General features: G+C 71.5%; 18 protein-coding genes and 2 pseudogenes. 9 read left to right on the top strand and 11 right to left on the bottom strand.

Features of this window, described 5'->3' with window-relative positions; all coding sequences use genetic code 11:
* Window positions 1-176: 176 nt before the first annotated feature.
* From ACFYOY_RS19915 to ACFYOY_RS19935, 5 genes are all read right to left on the bottom strand, one after another.
* Window positions 177-842 carry a response regulator transcription factor gene (locus ACFYOY_RS19915; protein WP_351887556.1) on the bottom strand — a complete coding sequence of 222 codons (666 nt, stop codon included), beginning with the start codon at window positions 840-842 and terminating at the stop codon, window positions 177-179.
* Window positions 835-2,025 (bottom strand): sensor histidine kinase, encoded by a 1,191-nt coding sequence (locus ACFYOY_RS19920; protein WP_388588423.1) that lies wholly within the window; start codon window positions 2,023-2,025, stop codon window positions 835-837. Before ACFYOY_RS19920 ends, ACFYOY_RS19915 begins: the two co-directional genes overlap by 8 nt.
* Window positions 2,026-2,188: 163 nt before the next feature.
* Window positions 2,189-2,830, bottom strand: coding sequence for a DMT family transporter (locus ACFYOY_RS19925; RefSeq protein WP_388588426.1), 642 nt, complete (start codon window positions 2,828-2,830; stop codon window positions 2,189-2,191).
* A gap of 807 nt (window positions 2,831-3,637) precedes the next feature.
* Window positions 3,638-4,324 (bottom strand): DUF899 family protein, encoded by a 687-nt coding sequence (locus tag ACFYOY_RS19930; protein ID WP_351887565.1) that lies wholly within the window; start codon window positions 4,322-4,324, stop codon window positions 3,638-3,640.
* A gap of 237 nt (window positions 4,325-4,561) precedes the next feature.
* On the bottom strand, window positions 4,562-5,245 hold the full coding sequence (locus tag ACFYOY_RS19935) for a DUF4232 domain-containing protein (RefSeq protein WP_388588428.1): 684 nt from the start codon (window positions 5,243-5,245) through the stop codon (window positions 4,562-4,564).
* 197 nt (window positions 5,246-5,442) lie between these two features.
* On the opposite strand from ACFYOY_RS19935, the gene ACFYOY_RS19940 reads away from it, so the two are divergent.
* Complete coding sequence (locus tag ACFYOY_RS19940; RefSeq protein ID WP_351887571.1) at window positions 5,443-6,903, top strand: helix-turn-helix transcriptional regulator; 1,461 nt, start codon at window positions 5,443-5,445, stop codon at window positions 6,901-6,903.
* A gap of 168 nt (window positions 6,904-7,071) precedes the next feature.
* Complete coding sequence (locus ACFYOY_RS19945) at window positions 7,072-7,722, top strand: DUF4232 domain-containing protein (RefSeq protein ID WP_388588431.1); 651 nt, start codon at window positions 7,072-7,074, stop codon at window positions 7,720-7,722.
* A gap of 36 nt (window positions 7,723-7,758) precedes the next feature.
* Here the strand turns inward: ACFYOY_RS19945 and ACFYOY_RS19950 are convergent, their stop codons facing one another.
* The 5 genes from ACFYOY_RS19950 to ACFYOY_RS19970 all read right to left on the bottom strand — a co-directional run bounded on the left by ACFYOY_RS19950 (window position 7,759) and on the right by ACFYOY_RS19970 (window position 13,301).
* Window positions 7,759-8,616, bottom strand: coding sequence for a Gfo/Idh/MocA family protein (locus ACFYOY_RS19950; protein WP_388588874.1), 858 nt, complete (start codon window positions 8,614-8,616; stop codon window positions 7,759-7,761).
* A gap of 129 nt (window positions 8,617-8,745) precedes the next feature.
* On the bottom strand, window positions 8,746-9,945 hold the full coding sequence (locus tag ACFYOY_RS19955; protein WP_351888028.1) for an ROK family protein: 1,200 nt from the start codon (window positions 9,943-9,945) through the stop codon (window positions 8,746-8,748).
* A 17-nt stretch (window positions 9,946-9,962) separates the two neighbouring features.
* The gene (locus ACFYOY_RS19960; protein WP_351887577.1) at window positions 9,963-10,847 is read right to left on the bottom strand and encodes a carbohydrate ABC transporter permease; all 885 of its coding nucleotides are present in this window, start codon (window positions 10,845-10,847) and stop codon (window positions 9,963-9,965) included.
* Window positions 10,844-11,866, bottom strand: coding sequence for a sugar ABC transporter permease (locus ACFYOY_RS19965; protein ID WP_351887580.1), 1,023 nt, complete (start codon window positions 11,864-11,866; stop codon window positions 10,844-10,846). Before ACFYOY_RS19965 ends, ACFYOY_RS19960 begins: the two co-directional genes overlap by 4 nt.
* A gap of 31 nt (window positions 11,867-11,897) precedes the next feature.
* Window positions 11,898-13,301: an extracellular solute-binding protein gene (locus ACFYOY_RS19970; protein WP_351887583.1), complete on the bottom strand. Its 1,404-nt coding sequence runs from the start codon at window positions 13,299-13,301 to the stop codon at window positions 11,898-11,900.
* Between the two features lie 126 nt (window positions 13,302-13,427).
* On the opposite strand from ACFYOY_RS19970, the gene ACFYOY_RS19975 reads away from it, so the two are divergent.
* The 5 genes from ACFYOY_RS19975 to ACFYOY_RS19995 all read left to right on the top strand — a co-directional run bounded on the left by ACFYOY_RS19975 (window position 13,428) and on the right by ACFYOY_RS19995 (window position 19,690).
* Window positions 13,428-14,474 (top strand): zinc-binding alcohol dehydrogenase, encoded by a 1,047-nt coding sequence (locus ACFYOY_RS19975; RefSeq protein ID WP_351887586.1) that lies wholly within the window; start codon window positions 13,428-13,430, stop codon window positions 14,472-14,474.
* Between the two features lie 11 nt (window positions 14,475-14,485).
* Window positions 14,486-15,286 carry a sugar phosphate isomerase/epimerase family protein gene (locus ACFYOY_RS19980; RefSeq protein WP_351887589.1) on the top strand — a complete coding sequence of 267 codons (801 nt, stop codon included), beginning with the start codon at window positions 14,486-14,488 and terminating at the stop codon, window positions 15,284-15,286.
* On the top strand, window positions 15,283-16,638 hold the full coding sequence (locus ACFYOY_RS19985) for a hypothetical protein (protein WP_351887592.1): 1,356 nt from the start codon (window positions 15,283-15,285) through the stop codon (window positions 16,636-16,638). The genes ACFYOY_RS19980 and ACFYOY_RS19985 overlap by 4 nt, the downstream gene beginning before the upstream one ends.
* Window positions 16,635-18,551, top strand: a complete 1,917-nt coding sequence (locus ACFYOY_RS19990; RefSeq protein ID WP_351887595.1) for a glycogen debranching N-terminal domain-containing protein — start codon at window positions 16,635-16,637, stop codon at window positions 18,549-18,551. Before ACFYOY_RS19985 ends, ACFYOY_RS19990 begins: the two co-directional genes overlap by 4 nt.
* A gap of 158 nt (window positions 18,552-18,709) precedes the next feature.
* A complete protein-coding gene (locus ACFYOY_RS19995; RefSeq protein WP_388588438.1) occupies window positions 18,710-19,690 on the top strand; it encodes an alpha/beta hydrolase in 981 nt (326 codons plus the stop codon).
* 59 nt (window positions 19,691-19,749) lie between these two features.
* On the opposite strand, the gene ACFYOY_RS20000 is transcribed toward ACFYOY_RS19995, so the two are convergent.
* Window positions 19,750-19,914, bottom strand: coding sequence for a hypothetical protein (locus ACFYOY_RS20000; protein WP_388588876.1), 165 nt, complete (start codon window positions 19,912-19,914; stop codon window positions 19,750-19,752).
* Window positions 19,915-19,928: 14 nt separating this feature from the next.
* On the opposite strand from ACFYOY_RS20000, the pseudogene ACFYOY_RS20005 reads away from it, so the two are divergent.
* Window positions 19,929-20,030, top strand: a pseudogene (locus tag ACFYOY_RS20005) (fumarylacetoacetase); the annotation flags it as partial.
* 7 nt (window positions 20,031-20,037) lie between these two features.
* Window positions 20,038-20,232, top strand: a pseudogene (locus tag ACFYOY_RS20010) (FAD-dependent oxidoreductase); the annotation flags it as partial.
* Window positions 20,233-20,351 lie beyond the last annotated feature (119 nt).

Raw genomic sequence — 20,351 nt, forward strand, 5'->3', positions numbered from 1 at the left:
AGCCCGTGGGTTCCGCTCGATACCGAGCGTCCACGGCGGGCTCCGCCGCACAGGAACCATTCAGCCGGGAACGGGCGCCCGGTACATCGCTCGATGGTGGGCCCTTCACGGGCCCTGGGTCACTCGGAGGAATGACGCGGAGGGGCGCGGGGCCCCGCCCCGTCCGCCGCGGACGGTCAGGACAGTGTGTTCCTGGCCAGCACCGCCGCCTGTGCCCGGCTCTGGCAGCCGGTCTTCGCGAGCATGCGGCTGACATGCGTCTTCACCGTGTGCAGGCTGACCACGAGCCGGTCCGCGATCTCGGCGTTGCTCAGCCCGTGCCCGACGAGCCGCAGCACCTCGCGCTCCCGCTCGGTGAGGTCCGCCAGCCGGGCCAGCTCACGGTCGTCCGGCCGGCGCCGAGTGGTCAGGTGCCCCTCGATGATCCGGCGGGTCACCGCCGGGCTCAGCGCGCTGTGCCCGGCCGCGGCCGCCCGCACCGCCCCGGTGAGCTCCTCGTACGCACTGTTCTTCAGCAAGAACCCCGCCGCCCCGGCGGCAAGCGCGTCATCCACGTACTCGTCGAGGTCGAAGGTCGTCAGCATGAGCACCTGGCTCCGGCCCGGCCCCAGGAGCCCCCGACGGCCCAGTTCGGCCAGGGCCCACAGCCCGTCCCGACGGGGCATGCGGATGTCCAGCAACAATACGTCCGGCCTCAGCCGCGCACACATGTCGACGGCCTCCTCACCGTCATCCGCGGTGCCGGCCACGGTGAGATCGGCCTGACTCTCCAGGATCGCGCCCAGACCGGCGCGGATGATCGGCTCGTCGTCCACCACGAGCACGCTGATCCGCTCAGGCATCGGCGGTCTCCAGCGGTATCGCGGCCAGGACACGGAAGCCGCCGTCGTCGGTCGCTCCGGCGGTGAGCTCGCCACCCAGCGCGTCCACTCGTTCCCGCATGCTGACCAGGCCGAGCCCGACCCCGGCGCCCACGGTGCCGCGCCGCGCTCCGCGGCTGTTCACCACCTCGAACCGCAGCTGCCCGGCGGCGCCGTCGACGGTGAGCCGGACCGGTGCCCCGGGCGCGTGGCGGCGGGCGTTGGCCAGTGATTCCTGCACGATCCGATAACCCGCCAACTGCACCGGACTCGGCAACGACTCCCACTCGGTCCTGATGCGCACCTCGACCGTTCCTCCCGCGGCCCGGTGGCTGTCCAGCAACGCATCCAGCCCGTCGAGCCCGGGCATCGGCTGCAACGGGGCCGCGTCCGTGGGATCACGCAGTATCCGCAGCAGATCACGCAGCTCACCGCCGGTCTGCCGACCCGCCGCGGCGAGTCCGTCGACCTGTGTGCGGGCCCAGCCGGGCAGTTCATCACCGCGTGCGCGCAGGGTTTCCGCGTGCACGACGAGCAGGGTGAGCGAGTGCGCGACAACGTCATGCATCTCGCGGGCGATCCGCGCCCGCTCCCGCTGTGCGGCCTGCGCCGCCCGCAGGCGCTGCGCGCGGTCCGCGTCGGCCGCCCGCCGCTCGGCCGCGACGAGCAGCGCATGCCGGGTCCGTGCGGCGAAACCCACCGTCCACGCCAGCGGCATCGGAGCCAGCATGGCGAGGACATCGGCGCCGCCCCGGAACTCACCGGCGCTGGCCGTCGTCCGGTTCACCCACAAGCCGACCAGGGCCATCAGGCCACCACCACACATGGCCAGCACCGTACGCACCCAGCTCGTGCAGCGAGTACCCAAGTTGTAGATCAGCACCGCGAGCGGCAGGAAGACCAGCGGGGTCAACTTGGCGTCCTCGGCCGCACTCCCCACCAGCGCCACCACGAGCGCGCCGAGGCTCACCACGAATGCCGTGACCGGCAGCCGTCGTCGCAGCACCAGGACCGCCAGGGTCACCACTTCACAGCCGATCAGCGACGACCACGCAGCCCTCGACGTGTCCGCGTAATACTGCGCCAGCAGCGGCGGCAACAACGTCAGCGCGACGAGCCCGGCATCAGTACCCCACCCAGGCCACCTACCGGAATCTCTGTTCATCCAGGTAACAGTAGGAACTCGTACACCCTCCTCCGTCACTCCTAGGAATGACTTCCGCGAGGGGTGTGAGTATGGCCGACGCGTCCCCGTCGGCAGTCCGCCGACGACGCGACCGGACTCGTCTCCCTGAGAGAGCACGTTCCCCGGCCTCCTCGGCGGGGCGTTACTCGACCGGGACGGTGATGTCGTCCCTCTCGGCCCGCGAAGGGCGTCCGCCAGGTGCCGGTTCGCCCTTCGCGCGTTCTCGTGACTTCGGTCGCTCCCCGGCTCCCAGGAACGTGGCGGCGATGGAGGCGAAGGCCACCGCGGCGATGCCGAGCCACTGCGGCCAGGCCAGCCGCTGTCCGAGGATGAGGAGTCCGAACAGGGCGTCGGCGGCCGGTTCCAGGCTCGTCAGCACGCCGAACATCCGAGGCGGAATCCGGCGCAGTGCCTCCAGGTTGAGCGAGTACGGCAGCACGCTGGATGCCACCGCCACCACCCACAGCACACGCGGGTCCAGGAGTGCGCTCCCGGCATGGGCGACGCCGTACGGAGCGCTCAGCAATGCGGCCCACAGCACCGCCAGGGCCAGGCCATGGCCGCCGCTGAGGCGTCGCGCCATGCGGGAGGAGACGAGGATGTAGCCGGCCCAGCAGCACGCCGCCACCGCGGCCAGGGCGAGGCCGCCCGGGTCGAGCGGGACGCCACCCCCACTCAGCAGGAGAACACCGCCGGCCGCCAGGCACGCGGGCAGCAAGTCCACCCACCGTCGTGATCCGGCCAGAGCGATGACGAACGGGCCGAGGAATTCGATCGTGGCCACGGCCCCCAGGGGGGATGTGCTTCACCGCCTCGTAGAACGCGAGATGGTGCCCCGCCAGCAGGGCCCCGGCGCCGATCACCGTCCCCCAGGCACCCTTCACCGAGTTCGGCGCCTGCCGCCGCGGGCGCCACCACAGGCACAGAAGGACACCCGCGATCAGCAACCGGAGGAACACCATGCCCGCGGCACCCACCTGCGGGTACAGCCGAGGCGCGAAGGCGGCGCCGAACTGGATTCCGCATACGCCGCCGAGCACGAGCCCAGGGGCGGGGATCTTCCCCACGACCGCCGCGTACCCCCGGGGCATGCCGCTCTCATTCATCTCTCTGTCCGCATTCCTCTCGCCGTGGACCCGGGGGAACAGTCAGGTGTTCAATGTAAACCGAACACTGGTGACCGTAAGAGGTTCGTCGAACACTGTGCAAGGTGAGGAGGGGCAATGGCGAACCAGGCGATGAATCGACGAAGGAGCATCACGACGCCGTCCCGCGGTGTTTCAGCCGGCGAAGGTACGGCGGTATCTCGACGGGCTGGACATATGGCTGTGCCGACCGACTCCCTGCTGGGGGACGGCGACATCCAGGGGGAGGCGCTTTTTCTCGCCACGGTGCTGCACGGCATTCGGCCTGACCGACGAGGGACACGGTCCGAACCGGTTCGAGGTGGACGGTGCCTTCCGAGTCGCCTGCTTCGCCCGCGACCACGGCCTGTCCGATGCCGTCGCCGACCTGCTCCGGGACGCGGTGGCGCCCCGGCGCTTCCGGACTGACAGGACCGCAGCGCGCGGGTCCGCCCGGAGGCGGACCCTCACGCCTCCCGGCCGTAGAGCGCGGCGATGTCCTCGGAGCCGGCCCAGCCGCTGTAGGTGGGCGACTGTGGCCAGCCGTCGGGGGAGTCCTGCCATTCCTCCTGCCGCCCGTACGGCAACAGGTCGATCAGCGCGAAGGAGTGACTGAGCTGCTCGGTGCCACGGCCGTTGGTGTGCCAGGTGCGATAGACGGTGTCGCCATCGCGCAGGAACACGTTGACGGCGAATCCTCCGCCGGGCGGTGCGCCGACGTCGGCACCGAACGGGCTGTTCGCCGTGGAATACCAGGCCATCTTGTTCCCGACCCGCCGCTTGTAGGCGAGTGCTTCGTCGATCGGGCCCTGCGTGACGATGACGAACCGAGCATCGTAGTTGTCCAGGAAAGCCAGCCGGGTGTACTGCGAGGTGAACCCCGTGCAGCCCGAGCACTGCCACTCCTCGCCCGGGAACCACATATGGCTGTAGACGATCAGCTGCCTCTTTCCGTCGAAGAGGTCCGCCAGCCGGACCGGTCCGTCCTCGCCCTCGAGGGTGTAGTCGGGCATCTCGACCATCGGCAGGCGGCGGCGCTCGGCGGCGATCGCGTCGAGCTCCCGGGTCGCGGCCTTCTCCCGAACACGCAGCGCTTCGAGCTGACGCCGCCAGGTGTCGGCGTCGACGACGGGCGGTAGTGCGTTGGGGCTCATGGTCCCCTCCCTGATCAAGTGTGTGGCCTGCTGTGTCTATGTGCAGACCTCGCTCGGTCCTCGAATTCATCGGTGTCGGCCATTCGACCGCTTGGTTTCCCGCCCGACCGGTGAGGCGGAGGGTCGCTCCAGGACCTTCGGCATGGCGAACTCGGACGGCCCTGAACCACGCCGTTCAGGGCCGTCTTCCGTGGTGCGAGCCGCGAGTGAGCCTTGAACGCCCTGCCGGCGGTGGCGTTACCAGCTGATGGCGTCGTCCATCGACTGCTGCCAGTACGTGACCTTGAGGGAGTCGTCGATGTAGGCGCCCTTGGCGGGCAGCGACGGGTGGGCGGCCGAGGGGACGTCCTCGTCGGCGGTGCGGCCCTGGAAGTAGACGGCCAGGGACTTCTCGGTGTGGCCGTTCGTACCGCTGCCGTCGGCGGCCGACAGGTTCACGGAGGAGTAGCCGGACTCGCCCGGGGCGAGGGTGACGACGGCCTGCGGCTTCGAGTCCTCGATGACCGGCGGAACCGACTGGGCCTCGCCGAAGCGGACGACCGGGTAGCCGTAGAGGTAGCAGATGCTGCTGCCGGTGTTGGTGACCGTGAGCAGCATGTGGTTCACGGGGCGGTTCAAGGGAGCCGCGACCGTCTTGGTGTTGGAGCCCTGGCAGGTGACGCCCTTCTTCCCACTCGTGCCGGACGCGCCGTTCCCCGACGCCGCGGGCCCGTCCGCGGTCGACTTCGAACCGGCGGTGCCCGTCTTCGCGTCCTCCTGGGAGGACGAGGCGGAGGCGGAGGCGGTCGAGGAGGCGCCTGACGACGAGCCCTCATTGCGGACGCCCTCTCCCTCGTTGCACGCCGTCAAGGAGAAGGCGGCGATCGCGACGGTCGCGGCGGCGGTCAGGAGGCGGGTGCGGGAGGCGCGGATGCTGGACATGTGGGTGAGCCCTTTCGGTGCTGCGGTGGGTGTGGTGCTTGGATGACCGGAGCTTGTGGGGCGGTCCGTCCCAGCTGCCACTCAAGCCGGGCAGTCGGAGACGCTGGAACGCAGAAACGGGCTTTGACCAGGGGGAACGTAAGGGACCTGGGACGCGGGAATGGGACGCGCCGGGCCACAGGGGAAGGGGAGCAACGGTGTCAGGGACGACAGGGGCCACGGGAGCGAGTGGGGCCGCCGGGGACGCGGAGGCGTTCGCGGAGCAGCTGCGGGGGCTCAAGGAGCGCTCGGGGCTGAGCTACGGGACGCTCGCCAAGCGGCTGCACATGAGCACGTCCACGCTGCACCGCTACTGCAACGGCACGGTGGTGCCGGGCGATTACGCGTCGGTCGAGCGGGTCGCGCGGGTGTGCCGGGCGACCCCCGAGGAACTGGTCGAGCTGCACCGGCGGTGGATTCTGGCGCATGCGGCGCGGGCGCGTAAGGGACCGGAGCCGGACGGGGCGGCGCGCGGTGCGGGTGCCGGGGCCGACGCCGCGGCCGGCGAGGCAGAGGGTGCGCCGACGCCTGATGACTCGGCGCCCGGCGCCGAGGGCCGCGGACTGCCCCAGGCGGCGACGGGCCCTGCCGATTCCGGTGGTGGGCGACCCGAGGTGGCGGGTGGAACGAGGGCGGCGTCCGAGGGCGGTCAGCTCCGCGAACCCGGTGGAACGGATGAACCGGTTGTCGGCGGCACCGTCCCATCCGCTCCCGTGCGGTCCCGGCGGCGCCGCACCGCGCTCGTCGCATCCGTCGCCGCGGCCGCGGTGCTGGGAGCCGTCGCGTTCGCCGTGAATCTGCCGTCCTCCGGAGGCGACGGCGGTGACGAGAAGGCCGCGGGGGCGGGGGCAGCCACACCGACCACCGGCCCCGGCACCGCCACCGGCCGAGCCAACGACAAGCGGCCGTCCGCGTCGGCCTCCCCTTCCCCGTCCCGGAGCGCGAAGACCGGCAGCCCCTCCGCCCCGGCGTCGGAGCCCGCCGCCCACAACCGCGGGGGCGCCGCCGAGCTCTCCGGCGGCGCACCACCGGTCAACATCGCCACCCGCCCCTACGTCTACGACAGCCCGTGCAGCCAGCACTTCCTCGTCGACAGCGAGCCCGAGCAGGTCGGCCCGCCCGCCGCCGAGCCGGACGCGCCCCGCTGGGCCGCCGCGTACGGCGCGGTCTCCTCGGGGGAGCAGCGCGTCGCCCTCACCGTGCAGGGCACCGGGAAGGACACCGTCGTCCTGGAGGCGCTGCACGTACGCGTCGTCGCCAAGGGCGCCCCGCTCGCCTGGAACGACTACTCGATGGGCGTCGGCTGCGGCGGCGGCGTCGAGACCAAGTCGTTCGACGTCGACCTCGACAACGGCAGCCCCACTGCCACCGTCAAGAACGGCCAGGGCGACTTCCCGTACAAGGTCAGCGAGTCCGACCCGGAGGTCTTCTACGTCACCGCCCACACCAAGGCGCATGATGTCCGCTGGGACCTCGCCCTGGACTGGTCCAGCGGCGACCGCCACGGCACCGTGCACCTCGACAACAACGGCTCCCCGTTCCGCACCAGCGCCGCCGCCGGCCGCCCCGGCTACGACTACCCGCTGGGCAGCAGCGAGTGGGCCGAGCGCGAGGAGTAGCCACGGACACCGAACGCGGCCGTCCGCCCTCGGGGGCGCCGGCGACGTGTTAGCCATCGGTTAGCCGATCGTCAGCGGCGGCGACCAGGGTTGCCTCCAGGACGCGGCACGCACCACGGAAAACCCATCGCGTTCCGGACGCATATCAACCACCCCTGGGGGGATTCCATGTCGCGCCAGACCGCTCTCCGCCTCACCCGCACCGTCGCCGCCGCCTCGCTGATCGCCGCTGCCGCCCTCTCGCTCACCGCCTGCCAGGGCGGCGACTCCGACGCCAAGGGAAGCTCGTCCTCGGCCACCTCGAAGGCCACGTCCGGGGGTTCCTCCGACGCCTCCGGCGACGCCGTCGACACCAAGGCGGGCAGCGCCTCCGACGGCTCGTCGTCGGCGAGCCGCTGCACCAGCGACCAGCTCGACGCCGCGTGGTCGAACTTCGAGGGCGGCCCGGACATGGACTACGACGGACAGCAGACCGCCCGGGTCGTGCTGAAGAACACCGGCACCGCCGACTGCACCATGGTCGGCTTCCCCGGCGTCCAGCTCCAGACCGCCCACGGCGACACCTGGGACCTGCGGCGCACCAACGCGAAGCCGAAGCCCGTCCGGCTCAGCGAGGGCGAGCGGGTCGGCTTCGACATCACCCTCCTGGCGTCGACCCAGAACGACGACCGTAAGTTCGAGCCGAGCCAGGTGGTCATCACCCCGCCGAACGAGCGGCGGAACCTCGTACTGGACTGGCCGTACGGCGGCGCGCTGCTGGACCAGTCGGGCGCCACCCACCCCGGGACCTTCGTGGGTCCGGTCGGCGCGGCGGAGTGAGTGTGGGGGCGGACATCCGCGCCGCGCCCGCCGGGTTCAGTGCTCCGTGGCCCGGTTGATGAGGGCCTGCAGGTACAGGCCGCGGTGGGCGTCGAGTTCGGTTGGGGTGTGGGTGCGTACGGCGGTGGCGAAGTCACGTCGGAGGATCGGCCAGCACTCCTCGTGGTCGATCTCGGCGGTGTCGTAGACCAAGGGGGCTTCGGCGCCGAAGAGTTCGATACGGGTGAGCGCGCGCGGCACGTTGACGGCGCCGGACAGGGACGCCTGGCTGACGGTGCCGTTCTCGTGTTCACAGGTGAGCTCGATCCAGCGGCGGGAGTCGCCGGTGGCGCGGATGTCGGTGATGGGGCCGACGGCGGCGTCCAGGAGGTCGAGGAGGTGGGGTCCGAGGTCCAGCAGGGCGCCGTGTTCCAGGCGCCAGCTCGTGGCGAAGTCGCCGCCGAGAAAGGCGCCGTGGAGGTAGCAGGAGCGGGCCCCGGCGATGTCGCGGGCGCGGGCGGCGGCGAGGAAGGCGCGGGTCGCGGGGTGGTAGCGCTTGGTCAGGACCAGTTGGGAGACGACGCCGGCTTCGGCGACGGCGTCCGCGAGCCGCCGTGCGGCGGCCAGGTCGGGGCCGAGGGGCTTCTCCAGCAGAAGGGCCCTGCCGCGCTTGGCGGCCAGGGGGGCCAGTTCGGCCTGGACGCCGGGCGGGACGGCGAACGCCACGGCCTCGCAGTGGTCGAGGAGTTCCTCGAAATCGGCGGCGACGTGCGCCGCGTAGGGGGCGGCGGTCAGCCGGGCGGCCTCGGGGCGGCGGGCCCAGACCGCGGTGAGCCGGGTTTCGGGGCCGGTGGCGAGCATGCGGGCGTGCATCGCCCTGGCCCAGGGACCGGCGCCCACGAGGCCCACGTCCAGGGGTCGGTGCGTCCAGGGGGCCGGTTCGGTGGGGGGAAGGGGATCCGGTTCGGTGGGGGGATGTGGGGTGGGTTCGGTGGGGTGTGTGGGCACGGCGTTCCTGTCGGTTCGGGGTGGCCCCCTGCGGGGTCAGTGCGCGATGCGGTTGAGCCGGTCGTCGGCGCAGGCGGGTGCGTAGAGGGATTCGACCACCATGGCCGCGGCGCCGATGACACCGGCGTGGTCGCCGAGCCGTGACGTCACGACCTGCAGGTGGGCGGTGGTACGGGGGATGGCGCGCTGGTAGAGCAGCTCGCGGACGCCGGTCATGAACGGGGCGCCGGCGAGGTCCCCGGCGAGCATCAGGACCCCCGGGTTGAGGAGGGTGACCACGGTCGCCAGGACTTCGCCGGCACGGCGTCCGGCCTCCCTGGCCAGCCGGATCGCGTCGGGGTCGCCCTTGGCGAGCAGCGCTTTGACGTCGGAGCCCGAGTGGGTTTCGGCGCCGAGGCCGGCCAGCTCCCGGGCCAGTGCCCCGCCGCTGGCCACGGCGGCAAGACAGCCGTGGGCACCGCACATGCACAGGGCGTCGGACCGGTCGTGGAGGCGGATATGGCCGATGTCGCCGGCGCCGCCGTCGATGCCGCGGTAGACGCTGTCGCTCACGACGACGCCGGCGCCGATGCCGGTGGAGACCTTGACCAGGACGAAGGCCGAGCAGTCGCGATGGTTGGCCTGGTGCTCGGCCAGCGCCATGAGGTTGGCGTCGTTGTCGACGAAGACGGAGACGGGACCGTCTTCCAGGCTGGGGCCCACATGATCGGCATAAGCCTTCTGCAGCCGTTCCCGGATGGGGTACTGGTCCCATCCGGGCATGATCGGCGGCTCGACGACCCGTCCCGTGTCCCAGTCGACGGGGCCGGGCACCGAGAGCCCGATGCCGCAGACGTCGGCGGCGTCGATACCGGCGGCGGTGATCAGATCCGGGAACCAGCGGGCCAGTTGGTCCAGGACCTCGTCCGGGCCCTGGTCGATGTGGAGCGGGCCGGTGTGCTCGGCGAGCAGGGTGCCCGCCAGGTCGAGGACCGCGGCACGGGCGTGCCGGGTTTCCAGGTCGGCGGCGATGACCGCGGCGTGGGAGGGATCGAAGACGAGCCGGTCGGACGGGCGGCCGCCGGTGGAGGTGCCGGTGGTGTGGCGCAGCCAGCCGGCCCGGTCGAGCAGGTCCAGGCGCTGCCCGACGGTCGAGCGGGACAGCCCGGTGGCGCGTTGCAGATCGGCTCGGGTGTTGGCGCGGCCACTACGGATCAGCTGCAGCAGTTCGCCCGCGCTGACCTGGTTCGGTGTCATCATGCTTCCCCCACACGTCAGCTCTTGTCGGCGCCGCTGGTGAGGCCCTCGGTGAGGAGGCGTTCGGCGGCGAAGAACAGAAGTACCACGGGGATGGTCAGCACCACCGACCCGGCCATGAGGACGGTCTTGGGCACTTCGATGCCGTTGGACAGCTGGGCCAGGCCCAGGGAGACGGTCCACTTGCCGGGGACGGCGGCCAGGAAGAGCAGCGCGAACAGGAATTCGTTCCAGGCGATCATGAAGACGTACAGGCCGGTGGCCATGAGGGAGGGCAAGGTGAGGGGCAGGATCACCTTGCGGACGGTCTGCAGCCGGGTGCAGCCGTCGAGCGCCGCGGCCTCCTCGATGGAGGCGGGGATGGTGACGAGGTAGTTCTTCAGCATGTAGATCGACACCGGCACGGTCTGGGCGACGTAGACGATGGCGAGGCCGACCAGGCTGGAGGACAGTCCCATCTTGGCGAAGACGACGAAGAGCGGGACGGCCAGCAGGGTCGCGGGGAACAGGTAGACGGCCAGGAAGAGCGCGCTGACCTGGCGGTGGCCGAAGAACTTCAGACGGCTGACGGCGTAGGCGCCGGGTACGGCGGCCAGCAGGGTGAGCACGACGGTCCCCAGGGACACCAGGGCGGAGTTGAGCAGGAACCGCAGGAAGCCCTGGCCGCCGTCGTCGGTGGAGCGCAGCACGTCCCGGTAGGTGGACAGCGTGAAGTCCTTGGCCGAGACCAGGAGGGATCCCGGGTCGAGCAGGAGAGCGTCGATGGGCTTCACCGACAGCAGCAGCATGTAGTAGAAGGGCAGCAGGGTGATCACGGCGAGGAACGCGATGACGCACCAGCGCAGGACGCCGAAGATCCTCTCCTCGACGTGGGCCCGGGTCAGGGCGGCCTTACGGGTCACGATTCCTCCTGGACCTTGTTGCCGAAGAGCTTGAAGTAGAAGCCCAGCAGGATCATCAAAGCGGCGGCCAGCACGAGGGCCTGGGCGGCGGCGGCTCCCACGTCGTAGCGGGCGGTGAGGAAGTCGTAGACCCTCACGGCGGCGACGTTGGTGCCCGCACCGCCTCCGGTCAGCAGGTAGACATCGTCGAACTTGTTGAACGTCATGATGAACCGCAGGACGCACAACAGGGCGATGACGGGCATCAGCTGGGGCAGCAGGATGTGACGGAAGCGCTGGGAGACGGTGGCGCCGTCGACCAGGGCGGCCTCTTCCAGACCGTCGGGGACCGCCTGCAGCCGGGCGAGGATGAACAGGAAGGCGAAGGGGAAGTAGCGCCAGCACTCGAAGGCGATGACGGTCAGCAGGGCCAGCGGGATGTCGACATGCATGCCGAGCAGGTGGACCTCGTACTCGCGGGTGGAGAGGAAGGCGATGGGGTCGTCCCAGCCGAACAGGCGCCGGCCCCAGTCGTTGACGACGCCGTACTGCGGGCTGAGCGCGACCTCCCAGACGAAGGCCACGGCGACGACGGGGGCGACGTAGGGCAGCAGCATGGCCGCGCGCAGCAGTCCGCGGCCGCGGAAGGGCTTGCGCAGCGCGAGCGCGGCGATGAGTCCCAGGGCGACGGAGCCCAGCGTGGCGCCCGCGGTGTACAGCAGGGTGGTGGTCAGGCTCGACCAGAAGCCGGCGGAGTCGAAGACCTGGGCGAAGTTGTCCAGGGACCAGTTGCCGAACAGCCCCATGCCCTGGATGTCGACCAGCTTGGCCTTCTGGAACGCCAGCAGCACGGTCCACGCGATGGGCAGCACGACGACCACGAGGACCACGATGAAGGTGGGGGAGACGAACGCGAGGCCCGCGCGGTTGGCGCGGCGGCTGGCGGTCATCGGGCGCCGGTCCCGGGGGACGGCGGGCCGGCCCGTGGGCCGAGGGCTGGTTTCCCGGCGCTGCGGTGCGCCTGCTGGGGCTGTCGTCATGAGGAGACCTTTGTGAGGTGCATGCGGGCGGCTACTGCAGGGACTTCTTGAGGGCGGCGACTTCGTCGGCGGCTTCACGGGCCGCCTCGGAGGAGGAGATCTGCCCGCTGGTCATGGCGCCGATGGACTTCGGTACGGGCAGCTCGCCGTTGGTGGCGCCGACGAGCGCTCCTTCGCCCTGGGTGATGCCCCAGCGCCGCATGTTGCTGACGCCGTCGGCGAGCTGGTTGAGCAGGCGCGCCGGATAGACCTGGTCGAAGGGGATACGGGTGTCGACGCCGATGGCGCTGTGGCGCCAGGCGGCGAGGTAGCGGTTGGGCTCCGTGGCCGTGCCGTGCCGGACGGGGATCTTGCCTTCGGGCGCCATGCCGAACCAGGACTCGTAGCCGGAGCCCATCATGTACTCGATGAACTCGCGGGAGGCCGCCGTCTCGGCCGTCTTGGTGGTCACCCAGGAGGTGATCTCGCCGAACTGGGCCGCCTTCGTGGCGTCCGGGCCCTTCATCGCGGTGACGATGCCGCTGTTGTGCGCCAGGTACCGCGGGTCCTTCTTGCACTGGGGGCAGCTGGGCAGGGCGTCCTTGCGCAGACCGGCCAGTTCGTCCAGCAGGAACGAGGACCAGATGATCATGGATGACCGGTCCGCGAAGTAGGTGGCGCGGGTGGAGTCCACGGTCTGGGCGCCCGGCGGGCCGTAGGCGCGGGCGAGCTGGTCGTAGGTGTGGAAGGCGGTCTCGCACGGCGGGGATGCCAGCGCGACGTCGTGGTGGCCGTCGACGAGCTGGCAGTTGTTGGCGAGCGCCAGGTTCTCGAAGCTCTGCGAGGTGAACACGTCGGCGGGGTCGGTGGACGCCGAGATGCCGTCGTGCCCCTTGGCGGTGAGTGCCTTGGCGGCGGCCAGGGTCCGCTGGTAGGTGTCCGGAGCCGCCAGATGCTTACCCGCGAACTGGTCCTTGCGGTAGACCAGCAGCTGGAGCCAGGCGTCGGAGGGCACACCGAGGGCGGTGCCGCCGTCGGAGGTCAGGTCCAGCGCGTTCGGGTTGAAGGTCTTACGCCCCAGCTCGGCGATGATCTTCTTCGGGATGTCGGTGTTGAGCAGCCCGTTGTCGTACATCTGCCAGACCTGGCCCATCGGGGCCGCGCCGATGACGTCCGGCAGGGTGCCGGAGGCCGCGGCCGACATGATCAGCTGGGGCATCTGGCCCTCGTCCACCCCGACGAGGTGGACCTTGATTCCGGTCTTCTTCTCGAACCCGTCGATGATCTTCTGGGTCGCCGCGGCGCGGTCAGGGAGGTTCTCCTGTGACCAGACCGTGATCTCACGGTCCGGTTTCCCCGGTCCGGTGTTGCCGGCACAACCCGCGAGCAGCCCGATGCCCAGGGCTGCCGTGACGCCGACCGCGGTCATCCTTGACCGCCGGGTCCTGGTGCGCATGGTGTCCTCGTCTCGACTTGCGTCTACTGAGCACGCATCTCAGCATCACTTTTGCTTGTTGACAAGACGTAAGTGGCGGTTATTGTCGACGCAACCGAACATCCGCACCCCCTTCCGGAGCCATCCGTGGAACGCGTCGTTCAATTCACCGGCCCTCGCCAGGTGGAGGTCGCCGAGCACCCCAGAGCCGAACTTCCCCCCGGACACCTCAGGGTCCGGACCCGCTTCTCGGGCATCTCGGCCGGCACCGAGCTCACCGCCTACCGCGGCACCAACCCGTATCTGACGCGGACCTGGGACCCCGACGCGCGACTGTTCCGCGAGGGCGCGGCCGGCATCCAGTACCCCGTCGCCGGATGGGGCTACTCCGAGGTCGGCGAGGTCGTCGAGGTCGCCCCGGACCTCGCCGGTACCCCGGGCCTGCCGCACCCCGGCGACCTGGTGTGGGGCATCTGGGGGCACCGCAGCGAGGGCCTCGTCCCGGCCGAGCGCATGATCGGCCACACCCTGCCCGCCGGGCTGGAGCCCCTGGCCGGTGCCTTCGCCCGCGTCGGCGCCATCGCGTACAACGCCGTCCTGGCCGCCGACATCCACCTCGGCGAGGACGCCGCCGTCTTCGGCCAGGGCGTCATCGGGCTGCTCACCACCCGCCTCGCCCAGCTCAACGGCGCACGCGTCACCGCCGTCGACGCGCTGGACAGCCGGCTGGAGACCGCCAGGACCTACGGTGCCCACCACACCCTCAACGCCATGACCGACCAGGTGGCCGAGAGCATCCGCGACGCCACCGCCGGCCTCGGCGCCGACCTCGCCATCGAGATCAGCGGCGCCTACCCGGCCCTGCACGAGGCCCTGCGCTCGGTCGCCGCCGGCGGCCGCGTGGTGGCGTCCGGCTTCTACCAGGGCGACGGCATCGGACTGCGCCTGGGCGACGAGTTCCACCACAACCGCGTGCAGCTCATCTGCTCCCAGATCGGCGGCGTCCCCCCGCAGCTGTCCAACCGCTGGAGCGTCGAACGCCTCCAGCAGACCTTCCTGCGCCTGGTCGCCGAGGGACAGGTGGACGTCACCTCCCTGGTGAGCCACACCATCCCCGCCGCCGACGCCGCCGACGCCTACGCGCTGCTGGACGAGCGCCCCGCGGCGGCGCTGCAGATCGTCCTGGAATTCTGAAAGGGCTCCGCATGCTCAAGACCGCCGTTCAGGAACAACTCCTGCCCCAAGGCACCCTGCAGGCCAAGTGGGACTTCGCCCAGGCGGCCGGCTACGACGCCATCGAACTGCGCGCCAAGGGCGACTTCCACTTCGCCTCGCGCCTGGACGAACTGCAGCAGGCACGCAAGGACGGCGTGGTCATGCCGACCGTCTGCGTCGACATGCTCCACTTCCTCGGCGCCTTCGACGAGGACCTGCGCCGCGACGCCGTCGCCCAGCTGAAGTCCCAGCTCACCGTGATCGCCGAGATCGGCGGTCTGGGCGCCCAGACCCCCGCCTCCTACGGCATGTTCTCGCGCCGCCTGCCTCCCTTCGAGCCCCCGCGCACCGAGGAGGAGGACCGGGAGGTCCTGCTGGCGGGCCTTGCCGAACTGGGCGAGCACGCGCGCAAGGAGGGCGTCACGCTCTTCCTGGAGCCGCTCAACCGGTACGAGGACCACATGGTCAACCGGCTGGAACAGGCCGCCGACCTGATCCGCGCCACCGGTCTGGACTCGATCAGGATCGGCATCGACAGCTACCACATGAACATCGAGGAGGCCGACCCCGCCGCGGCGATCCTCGCCCACGCCGACCTGATCGGCCACGCCCAGGTCTCCGACTCCAACCGCTTCCAGCCCGGCGCCGGCCACCTCGACTGGCCCGCCTGGCTCGGCGCCCTGCACACCATCGGGTACGACGGCTACCTCGCCGCCGAATGCCGCCTCACCGGCGAGCCCCTCGAAGCGGTCCGCTCCGTCCCCGCGTTCCTGCGGGGGTCCGGCGCGTGACCGCACTCCTGGACGGGCCCGTGCCCACCGCGGCCGCAGCCCTGACACTGCGGCGCGGTGCGGCGCGGGTCCTCATCGAGAACTGGACCGGCACCTCCACCGTTCCCTCCCGCACCCTCTACCCCCACCAGTGGAGCTGGGACTCCGCGTTCATCGCCATCGGGCTGCGCCACCTCTCGGCACGCCGCGCCCAGCGGGAACTCGAATCCCTGCTGGCCGGGCAGTGGGCCGACGGACGCATCCCGCACATCGTCTTCAACCCCGCGGTGCCGCACGACGCCTACTTCCCCAGCCCCGACTTCTGGCAGTCCTCGCACGCCGGCCGGGTGGCCGGCGCACCGGCGGCACCCGAGACCTCGGGCATCGTCCAGCCACCGGTGCACGCCCTGGCGGCCTGGCTCGTGCACCGGGCGGATCCCGCCGAGTCCCGGCGGCGGGGCTTCCTGCCCCGCGTCTATCCGCGGCTCGTCGCCTGGCACGACTACCTCCGCACCCGACGCGACCTCGCCGGTGCGGGACTTGCGGCCATCGTGCACCCGTGGGAGCCCGGCATGGACAACAGCCCCTGCTGGGACCGGGCCCTGCGACGCGTCGACCCGGCCGCGCCCGACACCTTCCAACGCGCCGACCTGACCCAAGGTCACCCCGCGGACCGGCCGACAGATCTGGACTACGGGCGCTATGTGCGGCTGGCGACCGACTACCGGCAGGCCCACTACGACGACCGGACGGCCCAGCACCGCTTCGCCGTCGAGGACCCCTGCTTCAACGCCCTGCTGATCGCCAGCGAGCTGGCCCTTGCCGGGATGGCCCGCGACCTGGGCACGGCCGACGCACCGCACACCGCACGCGCCGACGAGCTCACCCGGCAGCTCGTCACCCGGCTGTGGGACGACACCGCCGGTCTGTTCCGCGTCCGCGACCTGGTCACCGACACCCTCGTCGACGAGCGCGCCGTGACCGGTCTGGTCCCGCTCATCGTTCCGCATCTGCCGCCCGACCTGGTCAGGCGCCTTCGGGACACACTCGACGGCCCGCACTTCAGGGCACCGTCCTCGCGACTGGTCCCCAGCTACGACCTGACCGGTCCGGCCTTCGACGCAAAGCGCTACTGGCGCGGCCCGGCCTGGTTCAACACCGCCTGGCTGATCCAGCGCGGACTGCGCACCCACCGGCTGTGGGCGGACGCCGACCGCCTGCGGCACGGCATCCTCGCGGAGGCGGGAGAGTCGGGGTTCGCCGAATACCTCGATCCCACCACGGGCGCCGCCCGCGGTGCGCGGCCCTTCTCGTGGACCGCGGCCCTCACGCTCGACCTGCTGTGCGCCGATCCCGAGGAGTCCACGCCATGACCGCGGACCACCGCGTCCAACTGGTGCGCGACGCCACGTTCGCCCACCTGGAGGCCGACGGGGGCATCAGCGGCACCCGCGGCACCACACCCGACGGTCTGTTCCTGCGCGACGCCCGTCACCTCAGCCGCTGGCAGCTCACCGTCGACGGCACCAGCCCCACCACCCTGGTGCCCGCCGCGGCGGAGGCGGACCACACGGCCGCATGTGTCCTGACCCCGCAGGGCACCCGGGACCAGCCGCCCGCCTACACCGTCTTCCGCCGGCAGAGCGTCACCGCGGGCACCTTCACCGAACACCTGCGGCTGGTCAACAACCGCCCGGCCCCGGTCACCGCCCGCATCGAGCTCCGCGTGGACGCCGACTTCGCCGACCTGTTCGAGCTGCGCGCCGACGACCGCCACTACGCCAAGCCCGACGGCCGGTACGAGACGCACACCACGGACGACGGGCTCCTCTTCGACTACCGGCGTGCCGACTGGCACGCCCGGACCACCCTCGTCTGCCGCCCCGCCCCCGACGCCGTCGACAGCGCACGGGCCGCGTCGCGGCCCACCGCGCGCGCCCTCACCTGGCAGCTGCGACTGGACGGACACGGCGAAGCCCACCTCCACCTGACCGTCCGCGCCCGCCCGCACGGAGCGCCGTCCCATCCGTTTGCCGCGCCGCCCGCGCCACGGCGGGCACCGGCACCGGTGGACGACCTGACCCGCACCTGCGAGCGCGGACTCGCCGACGTGGATCTGCTGACCATCGCGGCCACCGGTGTGGACGGCGAGGACGTGTACGTCCCCGCCGCGGGCATCCCGTGGTTCCTCACCCTTTTCGGCCGAGACTCCCTGCTGACCTCCTACTTCCTGCTGCCGCACCGACCCGCAACGGCCGCTGCCACGCTCAGCGCACTCGCCGCCACCCAGGGGCGGCGGTACGACGCCTTCAGCGGCGAACAGCCCGGCCGCATCGTCCACGAGACCCGCCACGGAGAGCTGGCCCACTTCCGCCAAGTCCCCTACGGCCGCTACTACGGTGCCGTCGACGCCACTCCGCTCTTCCTCGTCCTGCTCCACGCCCACTACGAGACGACCGGCGACGGCGCGCTCGCCCTGCGGCTGGAGGAGCACGCCCGGCAGGCCGTCGACTGGATGTTCACCGACGGCGGCCTCGACCGCCACGGCTACCTCGTCTACAGCCCCGACGCGGGCGGCCTGGTCAACCAGAACTGGAAAGACTCGGCGGGCGCGATCTGCTTCGCCGACGGCACCCAGGCGGCGGGCCCCGTGGCGGTGTCCGAGGCTCAGGGATACGCCTACGACGCGCTCGTCCGCACCGCGCGACTGGCCGATGAGCTGTGGAAGGACGAGCCCTACGCACACCGGCTCCGTACCGCCGCGGCCCGGCTGCGCACCCGCTTCACCTCGGACTTCTGGATGCCGGACGCCGACTTTCCGGCACTGGCCCTGGACGGCGACGGCCGACAGGTCGACGCCCTCGCCTCGGACGCCGGCCATCTGCTGTGGTCCGGCATCCTCGACGCGGAGCGCGCCCGCCGCGTGGGGCGGCGTCTGCTGGAGCCGGACTTCTTCTCCGGCTGGGCGATCCGCACCTTGGCCGCCGGGCAGCAGCCCTACCACCCGTTGTCGTACCACCGTGGCAGCGCCTGGCCGCACGACAACGCCGTCATCGTGCTGGGCCTGGCCCGCCACGGACTCACCGACCAGGTCGACACCGTCACCGAGGGCCTGGTCGCGGCGGCGGCCCACCACGGATACCGCCTCCCCGAGGTCATCGCCGGCTACGACCGCTCCGCCACCGCCACACCGGTGCCCTACCCCCATTCCTGCTCGCCGCAGGCGTGGGCCGCCGCGGCACCGCTGGCGCTGCTCACGGCGTCGCGGCAGGTCGCCGTCCCGTAGTGCCGTAGCCCCCGCCCGGGCCGTAGCCCCCGCCCGGGCCGGGGGCGCTGTGGAGTGACTGTTCGGCGGATCGCGGGGGATCGGTGCCCCCTCGGCAGTGACCAAGCCCACGGGGTTCCGGGGGTGTTGGCGTGAACCCGGCCATTACAGTCGGCGCCGTGGACTTCCTCACCGACATCCTGGGCGAGCCCTACCAGTCGATCGACCTGCCGCTCACCGCCGACGACGAGGGCGATGTCGTCGCGACCCTGGTCCGCCGCCGGTCCGCGGATCCCGGCGCCGCGGCCGGAGGCTCCCGCCGAGCGGTGCTCTATGTGCACGGCTTCGTCGACTACTTCTTCCAGACCCACCTGGCCGACTTCTACACCGAGCGCGGCTACGACTTCTACGCACTGGACCTGCGCAAGTACGGCCGCTCACTGCGCCCGCACCACTCGCCGAACTACATCCACGACCTCGACGCGTACGACGAGGAACTCGACGAGGCCGTCCGCATCATCCGCGAGGTCGACGGACACGACACCCTGCTGCTCAACGGCCACTCAACGGGCGGCCTGATCAGCGCCCTGTACGCCGACCGGCGGGCCGGGCGGGGGACGATCGACGCGCTCTTCCTCAACAGCCCGTTCCTGTCCCTGCCCGCTCCCTTGCTGATCCGCACACTCGGTGCCCCCTTCGTCGGCCTCCTCGGACGTCTGGCGGCCACCCGCAAGCTCCCGGCCCCGCTCAACCCGCACTACGTCCACAGTCTCCACCGTGACTTCCGGGGCAGTTGGGAGTTCGACCTGACCCTCAAACCGGCTGAGGGTTTCCCCCTCTACGCCGGGTGGCTGGCGGCGATCCAACGGGGTCAACGGCGGGTGCGCCGCGGGCTGGGCATCGACTGTCCGGTCCTGGTGATGGCTTCGACCGCCAGCACCGCCACCACCGAATGGGACGACGCCCTGCTCCGCACCGACGGCGTGCTCCGCGCCGACGACATCGCCCGCCTCGCACCCCGGCTGGGCCCGCGGGTCACCACCGTACGCATCCGGGACGGGGTGCACGACCTGGTGCTGTCGCTACCCGAGGTACGCGAGCGCATCTTCGCCGAGCTCGATCTCTGGCTCCGCGCCTATCTGCCGGACCGGGCCGGATAGTCCGCGGACGGGGCTCACCCGGGCATCGCCGAACGGCGGTCCGGGCTCCCGCCGTGGCCTCAGCCGTGCGCGGGAAGGGGGCGGTCGGCGATGTCCAGGGCCTCGTCGGCGGGGACGCCCAGCATGCGCAGCATCATCTCCGCCATGGCCGCGGCGGCTTCGTCGCCGTTGGCGTCCGGCTGGGCGAGGTGCAGATCCAGGAGCGCCAGCAGGCTGCCGCCCAGTGCGGAGAGGGCGACCGGGCGACCTGATCACGGCCACCATCGCGACCTCCGACGGGCGGATCGACCTCGGCGAGCAGTGCACCGCCGTCATGGACGCCCCATCCCCCGAGAAGTGAGCCGCGCATGAAAACGCACCAGGTCGTCCCGGGCGGCGCCGCCCGGACGGCGCCGGTGGTCATCGTCGGGGCGGGCCCGGCCGGTGTCACCACCGCGATCCTGCTCGCCCGCCGTGGGGTGCGCAGCATCCTGCTGGAACGGCACCGCGACGTGTACCCGCTGCCGCGCGCCGTGGCCATGGACGACGAGGTCCGCCGGATCGCGCGTAACCAACCTGGGAGCACAGAACGCGCGTAACCAACCGGGGGCATGGAAAAAGGACGGTGCCGGGCGTCCCCTCCCGGCACCGTCCAGGGCCGTGTGCCGCTCGAGGCACGGCC

Origin of the sequence: Streptomyces sp. NPDC007875, from assembly GCF_042868035.1 — a bacterium.
Lineage (GTDB): Bacteria > Actinomycetota > Actinomycetes > Streptomycetales > Streptomycetaceae > Streptomyces > Streptomyces antimycoticus.